The sequence below is a fragment of the Hansschlegelia beijingensis genome (genome assembly GCF_045505405.1).
Lineage (GTDB): Bacteria > Pseudomonadota > Alphaproteobacteria > Rhizobiales > Methylopilaceae > Methylopila > Methylopila beijingensis_A.
Genome location: NZ_JBJKEX010000630.1, coordinates 1 through 890, shown reverse-complemented (window position 1 = coordinate 890; position 890 = coordinate 1). Strand labels below are relative to the sequence as shown.

The following is an 890-nucleotide window of genomic DNA, read 5'->3' as shown; positions in this document are numbered from 1 at the left end:
GGCCATGGGCGCCCGGGGCGCCGCCGCTTCGGCCGAGGCCGCCGACGTCGTGCTGCTTGTCGACAGGATCGACCGGCTGGGGACCGGCATCGAGATCGCGCGGCGCGCGCGGCGCATCGCGCTCGAAAGCGTGGTGGCGGGCATCGGCCTGTCGGTTGTCGGCATGATCGCCGCCGCCTTCGGCTACCTCACCCCGGTGCAGGGAGCGCTGCTTCAGGAGGCGATCGACGTCGCCGTCATCCTGAACGCTCTGCGCGCGCTGCGCATCGAGCCCCGGATGGGATGACTTCTCCCCCTGGTCCGTTTTGCTAACCCGGATTCCTGCCCCGGGGCCGCCGCCTCATGAACAAAGCGCCCTCCTGATTGTTACGACCAATCAACGGGCGATCCGTCGCGTTGATGAAGAAAATCGAGGTGACGACATGGCGGTCTATTCCACCACCGAAGAAGTCGTAGAAGTCGCCATTCCAAGCGTCCTGAACAAGATTTCCTGGGGCGCTGTCTTCGCGGGCGTGGCGCTGGCGCTGGTCGCTCATCTGCTGCTCAGCATGCTTGGCGTCGGGATCGGCCTTGCGACCGTCGACCCTGCGGGGGACGGCTCCCCGGACGCCCAGACGATGTCGATCTCGGCGGCGGTCTGGTGGGTCGTGTCGGGCGTCATCGCCGGCGCGATCGGCGGCTACGTCGCCGGCCGGGCGAGCGGCGCGACGCGGCCGACGGTCGGCGCCCTTCACGGATTGACCGCCTGGGCCGCCACCACGCTCGTGATCGTTTATCTGCTGACGAGCGCGATGGGCGCGCTCGTGGGTGGCGCGTACACAACGGCGACGCGCGCCTTGAGCGGCGCAGGCCAGGCCGTCACCTCGGTGTCTCAGTTTGAATTTCGGGCC

2 pseudogenes are annotated in these 890 nt (G+C 68.5%); both read left to right on the top strand.

Annotation, left to right across the window (positions count from 1 at the left end):
* Positions 1–286 (top strand): annotated as a pseudogene (locus tag ACIKT0_RS19265) (heavy metal translocating P-type ATPase); the annotation flags it as partial.
* A 136-nt stretch (positions 287–422) separates the two neighbouring features.
* Positions 423–890 (top strand): annotated as a pseudogene (locus tag ACIKT0_RS19260) (PhnA-like protein); the annotation flags it as partial.